We start from the raw sequence: 9075 nt of genomic DNA, 5'->3' as shown, positions 1-9075 counted from the left end.
GTGATCCCGATCATAGATGATGCGCTGCCATGCGCTGAGCGCGTCGCGCTCGGCGCCCCAACTCAACTGAAAGGCGATGAGAGGATCGACGAACCGCGTTTCGGCGGCAAGATTCGGATGATTCATTTGCAACTTCTGCGTCAGGAGCTCGTAGTCCCTCTGGATATGCTCGTCGCCGAGCCATTCCGTGGCGCCGAGAGCCCGCCCGCTACGGTCGTGGGATGAGGTCGCCGGCGCCGGCGCAGCTTCATCAGCAGCTCGAGGATGATGGATGAGGTGAACGTCGTTGGGTCCCTTCGGTCCCAAAACGGCCGTGTAGCGTTCGCCGCCAATCTCGTAGTTCATGATTGGATGTTCCGCGACAGGCAAGAAGTCCCACTTGCCCAACGTGGACAGCATCATGTCGGGGGCTGGCTGGGTGCGATGAGAAAAATCCTTGGGAACGGCAAACGAAATGTCGAATGTATCGCCGACAGCGGGAGACCGCAGGTGAATGAGCCGAACATCATCGGGCCCGCCCGGTCCCAGCACGGCCGTGTAGCGTTCACCGCGAATGTCGTAGGTCTTTACGGGCTCTGCTACATCCGGCAACAGACCCCGGCGGCCCAGCTTCGACCGCATCATACCCGGCGCAGGCTGGGTGCCGTGGGAGAAGTCGTCGGGAACGGACAAAGACGCATCAAAAGTCTCGCCGAGCGCTAGGAAGACCGCCTCAGCCCTGTCGGACGCCGGCGCGGCTTGCCCCATCCTGCGTGAAGGCAGTGCTGGCGAAGCTTGATTCCCTAACGGCGCGCTGGGCTGCTGCGGAGCGTTTTCCGATCGGGATCCGAAACGAACCGTGTAACGCTCAGTGTTGATCGCGAAGCTGGTCGGTCGGTTGTCCTCGCTTAGCAGGACGCCGCTCCTGCTCAGTGCAGCAGGTTGTTCGTGCCCCCTGTGCTGCAGCAATTCGTGGAGGGGAGCCTGCATCAGCACGCCAGCGCCTGCCTTGAGGTCCTTTGGATTGACGGGGACTTGCGGCTGCGCGGGGCCAGCATCCAGCAGTCGCCGAAGCGCCCCTGGAGAGAACTGCTCTAGATTGAACTCCTCTTGATCGACGAAGAATGATTGGCTGGGTTGATCATCCGGCTGCTGCTGAATTTCGTTGTGAAGCTGCTCTTGCAGTCGCAGAAGCTCCGTTGGATCTACGGAGGCTGGCGAAGGCATGGATGGATTATCCAGGTGATTGAGCACTCGCCGAAGTTTCGCCGGGGGAAAGTGCTCTGCATCGAAAGCCAGCCCTGAGGGGGCGCGTTGATCGTCCGGCCGTCCGTGAATTTCCTCACGGAAGCCCTGTTCCAGCCGCTGAAGTTCCAGTGGATTGGTCGGCGGCTCCTCGGCCGCATCATCGAACAGGTCCAGACCTCCGCCGGAACCCAGCCTGACCTGGGCGACAGGGCGCCATCACCCCCGGTCTCCCGAGGGCCACCCGCACCTGAACTCTGTTTCGCATCGAGCTGGTCACGAAATGTCCCCAACGCGGAGATGAGATTTGTGCTCTTCGGAAGCAACTTACGAGCGAACGCGACGCGCGAATCGTGATCCAACTCAGATATAGTCTGGCCCACGCCCTTCAGCCTCTCAGAAAATTTGCGAAGAGCACGCTGATATGCAACAAAAGTAAGCTGGGTCAGTCCGCTGGGATTAGTCAGCCGCTCGATGAGAAGGGCGTCTTCCGCTGAGGGGGCCGCCGTGCGTTGCGCGCCATCAGCTACATGGCCCGGCTCATAATACGCACGAAGGATGTGCAACCCCGCTGTGATATCGTTGTTTGACGGAAACCAAGCTTTGGCATGCTTGGCCAGGGATTGGCGATCCCTTAGATCGGTCGATTGGTCACGATCGCGGATTTCATTTATCAATCGGCGGAGGCCTGCAGCATAACCGTTGATCGTTCTCGCTTTTCCCTGACCTGCATATTGAGCAATCGCCTTGTCGATAATGTCCCGATCTTGCGTAGAGAGATTGGGATGGTGGCGCCGACGCCGGCTGGAGACAGGAGCCGGATCGGGCGGGCGCGCCTCGGCCAAGTGCTGCTCAAAGCCCTCTTGCCCGGCCTGGCCCGCCTGCTGCTCTTCCGAGATGGCGTGCTGCACCTGCGACCAAGCTGTTACGTTGGATGGGTAAAAGTTCTGCCGGTCCATGCTAGCCTCACGTCCAAGGTCACCTAAGCAGACTCCTAGTCGCGCGAGCTTTCGAGAAACTGACGAGGCCGCGTAGAGCCGCAGCAGGATGTTGCTCGGCCTGCCCGGGGTGCTTCTGCATGGCACCTTATCGCTCGGTAGGGCGCGCCCAACATGGCGCCTACCGCAGTCTTGAGGGGCGGCCCTCTAGAGGTGCATCCTGGCTCCCTCTGGCCGTGCCTCGCGCGGCCTATAGGTTGCCGCCCCTCTCGCTTGTCCTCGGCCAGCGGGCTGACAAAAACGATGCCGGCGCGAATTGCGGTCGTAGGCCCTGAACGGTCAACGGGCCATGTTTTCACGGTCGGCTTACTCACCAGTGCATCCATGATTTACCGCCTGCAGGGGCGAGGTACGAGCTACCTGATGACACGCTCTCCGTGCTCGTTCTCTGTGCGCGCGATGGCACGTATCAGCATCATCGATCTGTTCGCCTTCGCTATCCATGATCGACGGCCCGCACCGAGAGCTGGTTTGCTGCGTTCATTTTGCAAATGTCTTTCGAGCCGGCTCGAATGCTTCCTGGTCTTTCGGGTCTGCAGGCCCAAACCAAGAGCCGGGTGCAGACGTGTCGATAAGCCTGGCAAAGAAGGATTGCGGCTCCCAATCCTGCCCTTCGCGCTTCTCGAAAATGATGACTCCGTCACGGGCAAAATAACTAGGTCCGGGAATATTGCAGTCGACCGAAAGCTCGACGTGCCACAGGTCCCCCTCGGTGGTTTGCTGCTCATCTACCTTCGGCGAATAGTCCACTCCAACCGGCTCGCCGATCCTACAGTGGCCGCGCCGCAGAAGATCGCCCAGCTTTCCCTGCGCCGTCGTCACAAAGTTGAAGTTAGCGGGATCATGCAGAAAGCGACGGTTCACGCCCCTTTCGTTGTTCGCTACCTCGTCAGCAACAAGCGAAAGTGCGAACGCCTGCCAGCCTAGTTCCATCGGCTTCGCATGCGGAGCCACAAGTCTCATTGTGCCATCGGGGGCCACCTCCCAAGTGACCGTATATTCGTCCTTCTTTTTATCCGACCGGTGTTTGGCCCATGAAAAGATAACGAACTCGCCAGTGTCCGTCTTTCGGCCAACCTCCCATCCCCTAGGAACGAAGTGGGCTACCGTCGAGACCTTGGCAAAGATTTCCTCCGCCGTCTCACCATCCTGGGCTCGCCAAGTTGATCTAACCTTGTCGAGCTGAGAGTTGTCATCCGCACGGGCGCCATCGCCCTTAGCAGCCAGGCCGGCAGTCAAAACCAGCCATAGAGTGAAGCCGACACAGCCCCCTAGCCCGAGACCGAACCAAAGCACGCGTCTATCAATCATTCTCTCTTACCCCACGCAGCCAGCCTTACATTCGCGTCGCATCGTGTCTTCGAAGAGGCCCGCGACGCACCTATCAGGATTGGTTGGTGACAATGCCGCTGCGTCTGGAGTGAGGGCCCGTCGGGCGGGTGATATACGGCTCGGGAAAGCCACTTTCTTGTGAGAAACCAAAGGCCGAAAATGCCACCGCCAAATATGCGCGAACTGGGCGATCCTGCCCGATTAGGCGGGCCCCAAAGTACCTTAGAAATTCCTTGGCGCTTGATGAGACGAAGCTGCACTCCATCAGGCATTTAGTTAGCAAGCGCAGTTGTTTGGCTTGATCAGCGCGATGCGGGCGGCGGGTTTCTATCCTGCTAATCATCGCAATGATCAAAGAGAAGCCCGGCCGTTGAGGTGGGCTTGTTTGCTGACCGCGCTCACATGGAGGCAAACATCACGAGGCGGGCCGCCGCTCGTGGAATTCTCTTGACAGTCTCATCACTCATCGGTCGCTGCTTTGCAGTCGCGGTAGATGCCAGGGCGAACATCGTATCGTCGCTGTATAGCTTTGGTCTTTGTCGTTAGGCATGCGATCATGCGCCCAACTCAGAGCGGGGCGTGCCTGTCCAAAATGACAAGGATCGCCATGCAACAACACCACGCCCTCGCCACGTGGGCGTTAGCCAGAGTCACAGCCGTAAAGGACATCCCCCTCGTGCCTTAGACGCAGCGAGCGAGGCTCTCGGTTTGCAATACGCTAACAAGGACCAAACCAGTCCTCAATCAGTGCCAAATGCGTCGAAAATGACCCATAGCGGTCATCCATAGCATGTAGCTGCAGAACACCGCGTCTCGGTTGGCTTGGATTAAGAAAACCCTGAGGATATCAGAGTTGTTCACGCCGAGTTCCAATCCCAATAGGAGACGCGAAGCTCAGGCTGCTCCAAGCTAGTGATTCCGTCTTTTTCACGTGATCGTCAATGAGTCCGGCAAGCTCTGTCGCGTGCGTCGCCGGAATAAAATGGCGCGCCCCCGGAATCGTGTGCAACGAGGCGTTCGCCATCGCACGGCTCAAAATATCCGCGCATTTTTGCAGCGCGGGCCGCGTTCGTCCGCCATGGACGACCCTGGTCGGCAGCAGGATGTTGCCCAGCGCGGCAACGGTCGGATCGAAGCCAGAGCGCAGGTCGAGAATATGGCTTGGTGTCGTATCGGTGATTTGATCGCGGATGCGAGGCGGCAAGGCGGCGAAGCGTCCCCGACCGTCGAGATAATCGAGCATGCATCGGGCCGCTTCTTTATCGCCGGCTTCGAACGACCGGACATAATCATCAGCGGTCCCGGCGAACTCATCATAGAATGAAAGCTCGCCAGCCCGACGCAGCAGGCCGAATGTCACCGGCTCGATCAGAGTAAGACTCATCAGCGGCATTAGTCCACAAAGGGCGATGTCCAGGCAAACGAGCGCCCCGTAGGAATGTCCCACGAGATGCACGGGGCCGCCGGCGCGACGGATCGCGGCTTCGACGATTTCCGAAGACCGGTTGATCGAGCAATCTTCCGCCGTCCTGTTTTCCCGTGTGCCGCCATATCCGGGCAGGCTGGTCGTCACGGTACGGAAGCGATTATCGAGCGCCTGGATAACGTGGCCCCAAGCAGTGCCCGTTGCCCATGAACCGGGTACGAGGACAATGGTTGGTCCGGTCCCCTGTTCGCGATACTCGATTGGTTCATGGGTGTGCTGCAGCATTTTCGGTCTCCCGGCTGTCGTTTGCCCGCGCCTGTCGAAGCGCGCATGCACGATGCCGGAAGGCCGGACACAGACGCGAGTTGCGTCGCGGGCCCGAGGCGGTGTTGATCGCCCCGCAGTCGTTCGACCTGCTCGTGTACCTCATCCAGAACCGCGCACGTGTCACCAGCAAGGACGACCTGATCGCCGCCGTGTGGGGACGTCGCATTGTCACCGATGCGGCACTGGCGACGCGACTCGACGCGGCACGCAACGCGGTTGGCGATAGTGGCGACGAGCAGCGCCTGATCAAGACCCTGCAACGCAAAGGCTTTCGCTTCGTTGGCGCTGTGCAGGAAATTCGTGACGACACCGGTACAGTCGCTCTAAGCGCCACGCCGATATCGGCCCTGCCAGCCGACAAACCGTCGATCGCCGTGCTCCCGTTCCAGAACATGTCGGATGAGCCCGCTCAGGAATACTTCGCCGACGGATTGGTCGAAGACATTATCATGGCGTTGTCGCGATTCAGGTCACTGTTCGTCATCGCTCGCCAGTCGAGCTTTACCTATCGGAACAAGACGGTCGACATCAGGCAGGTCGGACGCGAGCTCGGCGCGCGCTACGTATTTGAGGGCAGCGTTCGCCAGGTCGGTTCGCGCCTCAGGATTACCGCGCAACTGATAGATACCGGCACCGCGGTACATATCTGGGCGGATCGTTTCGAGGGCATCATGGACGACATCTTCGATCTGCAGGACAAGATTACAGGAAGCGTGGTCGGCGCCATCGCGCCGGAGATCGATCGGGCCGAGATTGAGCGCGCGAGCCGGCGGCCAAGTAGTAATGTTGATGCCGTCACCGCGTACTATCGCGGGCTGCCCCATACCGAGTTTCCAACCAGCGTCGAGAACAACGATACCGCGATGACGAACTTCAAGCGCGCCATCGCGCTCGATCCGAACTTCGCGGCCGCCTATGGGGCGTCGCGAGTTGCCTGGCTTGGCTGCGAGCCAACAGATGGCCCGGCGATATCGCAGAGGATGACGCAGAGCTCATGGGCATAGCCCATCGTCTCAAGGCGATGGGCACGGATGACGCTGCGACCCTTAGCGTTGTTGGCTTCAATCTGTTCTGGTTCCAGCTTGATTACGATGCCGGCGCCGAGATGAGGCCATTCTCGCCAATCCCAACTATGCGCGTGCATATAATTTCCGAGGCTTGCTAAGCGCCTGGAATGGCGGCACGGACGAGTCGATCGCCGACTTCGAACGAGCCATGATGTTGAGCCCACGCGATCCCTTCAACTATAACGCCATGCTCGGCCTTGCTCTCGCGTATCATAACGCCGGCAAGCACGCCGATGCGGCGGAATGGGCGGACAAGGCGGTCAGGGCTTTTCCTCCGTTCTTTTTCGTGGGACTTGGACAAGCCATTCTTTGCTACGTGGGTGCGGGCCGCATGGACGACGCCCGGCGACTGATGACGGAATGTCTCCGTCAGGCTCCACAATGGAGTAGATCGACGGCCGTGCCTCCACCATGGGTGAGTTCACCCCAACTCGGGGCTGAACTCATGGAGGCTTTCGTCAAGGCCGGGCTGCCCGATTGATCGCGGCGCTTGTGTGCCCGCTTTGGTTTGACTTGATGCGCTTTTGTGCAGCGTCAAAATTGGTCACGGCGAGGCGACCACTTCCGGTTTTGGCCCGCGACATATTGCGCTGCCGCACGAACTTGGTCGCTATAGGGGGACAAAGCGGAGGTGGCTTTCGTCGCATCAAGCCGCCGAGTTTCTAAGTACCTAGTTTGCCAAGGTGCGAGTGTATGTGAGTACCAAGCGCCGGCTTGGTAACAGGGGTTCAGAGTCTTGTACCGCAAGAGCTGCGGCTTGGCTTCGTCCAAAGCCACCAGGGGCTTCGCCAATTACTTAGCGCCAAAAGTCCTTAAAGCGAGTAGGCGAGAGTTCAGTGTAGCGTACGGTGTGCTGGATGTTCTTGTGGCCCAAGTAAGCCTGCAAAGCGCGAGTGTCGTGGCCTTTGTTGGCGAGCGCATAGCCGCAGGCGTGTCGTAGCATATGCGGATGTGCCTTGAATTTTAACCCCGCTGCAACACCTGCACGCTCGATCATTCGTGCGAACCCGGCCGTAGTGAACGGAGTGCCGCGCTCAGAGGTGAAAACAAAGGACGATTTCGGTTCCTGTTCACGTCGGAGTCTGCGAAGTGCACGTAGCTCATCACCCAGAATTGGGTGAGTGCTCGGCGTGCCTTGCTTAACTCTTCGAACGTGAAGGGCGGCTGACGAGAATTCGATTTGCTCCCAACGGAGGTCCGTTAGCTCAGAAGCGCGGAAGCCATTCTATAGGCGACAAGGATCATAGTGGCGTCGCGATGGCCGTAGCGATTTGCTTTGGCGACATCGATCAGAGTTCGCACTTCGTCATCGGATAAGCGAAGTGAAGTGCGTTGCTGAGGACAGCGGCGGTCAATTCCCCATCCGCACATATGCCTGTACATTCACGCAAGATGAGACTGAAGAACTTGGTGAAGGCGGGCTATCGAACAGCTCAAGCAATGACGATAGTTGGCGGGCGAAGGCAACCGCGTTGCATCAAGCAAGATCGAAACAGCTAAATGACTTTCAGAAGGACGCGATATCGAAATTCTACAGCCCGCTCCGCCAAGTGGCGTTTGAGTGGTTTAAGACTTCCGAGATCATCAAAGAAGGTGTTGTAATGAGGTGGTCCCGGTTGTCTGAACAGCAATTCCGCGTCGATTAGTGGAGCTTCCGCCAAAATTAAGCTGCCGCGCGGAACGGCAGCGGGTTGAAGTAAGCTTGATCCGGGGTGCCGCCGTCAAGGCTCGAGTGAGGACGCCGGCCATTGAAAAGCCGAGGTATCGGCCGATCGAGGCGCGGGCGTCGGACACGGTGTCGTAGGCCCGCAGATAGACCTCCTCATATTTGACGCTGCGCCACAGCCGCTCGACGAACACGTCGTCGCGCCAGGCGCCCCGGCCGTCCATGCTGATGGCGATGCCATGCCTGGCGAGCACGCCGGTGAACGCGGAGCCCGTGAACTGCGAGCCCTGGTCGGTGTTGAAGATGTCCGGCTTGCCGTGGCGAGCGAGAGCATCCTCCAGCGTCTCGACGCAGAATGCGGCTTCTATCGTGATCGAGACGCGCCACGACAGCACCCGGCGGCTGAACCAGTCGAGCACCACCGCGAGATAGATGAAGCCGCGCGCCATCGGGATGTAGGTGATGTCCATCGCCCAGACCTGGTTCGGACGCGTGATCTCCATGCCGCGCAGCAGATATGGATAGATCTTATGTCCAGGCTCGGGCTTGGTGGTGCGCGGCCGGCGGTAGAGCGCCTCTATCCCCATCCGCCGCATCAGCGTTTTGACATGCCGGCGGCCGATCTTGCTGCCCTCGGCAGCCAGCAGGTCTCGCAACATTCGCGAACCGGCGAAGGGAAACTCCAAATGCAGCCGGTCAAGCCGTTGCATGATCGCGAGGTCGGCGGGCGATACCGGACGTGGTAGATAATAGACACTGCCACGGCTGATCTTCAAAACTTCCGCCTGTTTCGTGATCGGCAGGTCGTGCTCACGGTCGATCATCGCTTTGCGCTCAGCAGGCCGGCTTTGCTGAGCGCGCCTTCTAAAAAACTGAGCGCGGCGCTGCGCGCCCCCTGTGGGATAGAAACGGCTAACCGCTAGACTGCGGCCGGAAGGGAGCGGCCGATACGATTTTGGTGGCACGTGAGCCCGTCAAAAAACCTGGTCCATGGGCTGTTGCGCACTTGAGAGTGGTGACGCCATTGCGGCGATC

Annotated in this window: 5 protein-coding genes and 3 pseudogenes; 2 read left to right on the top strand and 6 right to left on the bottom strand. The window is 59.4% G+C overall.

Annotated features, from left to right (window positions below; genetic code table 11):
* From GA0061099_RS42570 to GA0061099_RS38085, 4 genes and pseudogenes are all read right to left on the bottom strand, one after another.
* Positions 1 to 1206, bottom strand: a pseudogene (locus GA0061099_RS42570) (hypothetical protein); the annotation flags it as partial.
* Positions 1185 to 2183, bottom strand: coding sequence for a hypothetical protein (locus GA0061099_RS41735; RefSeq protein WP_158644929.1), 999 nt, complete (start codon positions 2181 to 2183; stop codon positions 1185 to 1187). The pseudogene GA0061099_RS42570 and the gene GA0061099_RS41735, both read right to left, overlap by 22 nt.
* 519 nt (positions 2184 to 2702) lie before the next feature.
* The gene (locus GA0061099_RS38090) at positions 2703 to 3533 is read right to left on the bottom strand and encodes a nodulate formation efficiency C protein (RefSeq protein WP_074448613.1); all 831 of its coding nucleotides are present in this window, start codon (positions 3531 to 3533) and stop codon (positions 2703 to 2705) included.
* 868 nt (positions 3534 to 4401) lie between these two features.
* On the bottom strand, positions 4402 to 5265 hold the full coding sequence (locus GA0061099_RS38085; RefSeq protein ID WP_074448614.1) for an alpha/beta fold hydrolase: 864 nt from the start codon (positions 5263 to 5265) through the stop codon (positions 4402 to 4404).
* Positions 5266 to 5369: 104 nt separating this feature from the next.
* Here GA0061099_RS38085 and GA0061099_RS38080 point away from each other — a divergent pair, with 104 nt between their 5' ends.
* Both GA0061099_RS38080 and GA0061099_RS39610 read left to right on the top strand, forming a co-directional pair.
* Positions 5370 to 6311: a winged helix-turn-helix domain-containing protein gene (locus tag GA0061099_RS38080; protein WP_244621046.1), complete on the top strand. Its 942-nt coding sequence runs from the start codon at positions 5370 to 5372 to the stop codon at positions 6309 to 6311.
* A 154-nt stretch (positions 6312 to 6465) separates the two neighbouring features.
* The gene (locus GA0061099_RS39610; protein ID WP_083235185.1) at positions 6466 to 6855 is read left to right on the top strand and encodes a tetratricopeptide repeat protein; all 390 of its coding nucleotides are present in this window, start codon (positions 6466 to 6468) and stop codon (positions 6853 to 6855) included.
* Positions 6856 to 7170: 315 nt separating this feature from the next.
* On the opposite strand, the pseudogene GA0061099_RS43335 reads toward GA0061099_RS39610, so the two are convergent.
* Together GA0061099_RS43335 and GA0061099_RS38065 are read right to left on the bottom strand one after the other, a co-directional pair.
* Positions 7171 to 7584, bottom strand: a pseudogene (locus tag GA0061099_RS43335) (tyrosine-type recombinase/integrase); the annotation flags it as partial.
* Between the two features lie 453 nt (positions 7585 to 8037).
* A pseudogene (locus GA0061099_RS38065) lies at positions 8038 to 8912 on the bottom strand (IS3 family transposase); the annotation flags it as partial.
* Positions 8913 to 9075: the final 163 nt, after the last annotated feature.

It is taken from the genome of Bradyrhizobium yuanmingense (genome assembly GCF_900094575.1).
GTDB classification, from domain to species: Bacteria; Pseudomonadota; Alphaproteobacteria; order Rhizobiales; family Xanthobacteraceae; genus Bradyrhizobium; species Bradyrhizobium yuanmingense.
The sequence above is the reverse complement of the archived record's forward strand: the minus strand, read 5'-3'. Positions and strand labels throughout refer to the sequence as shown.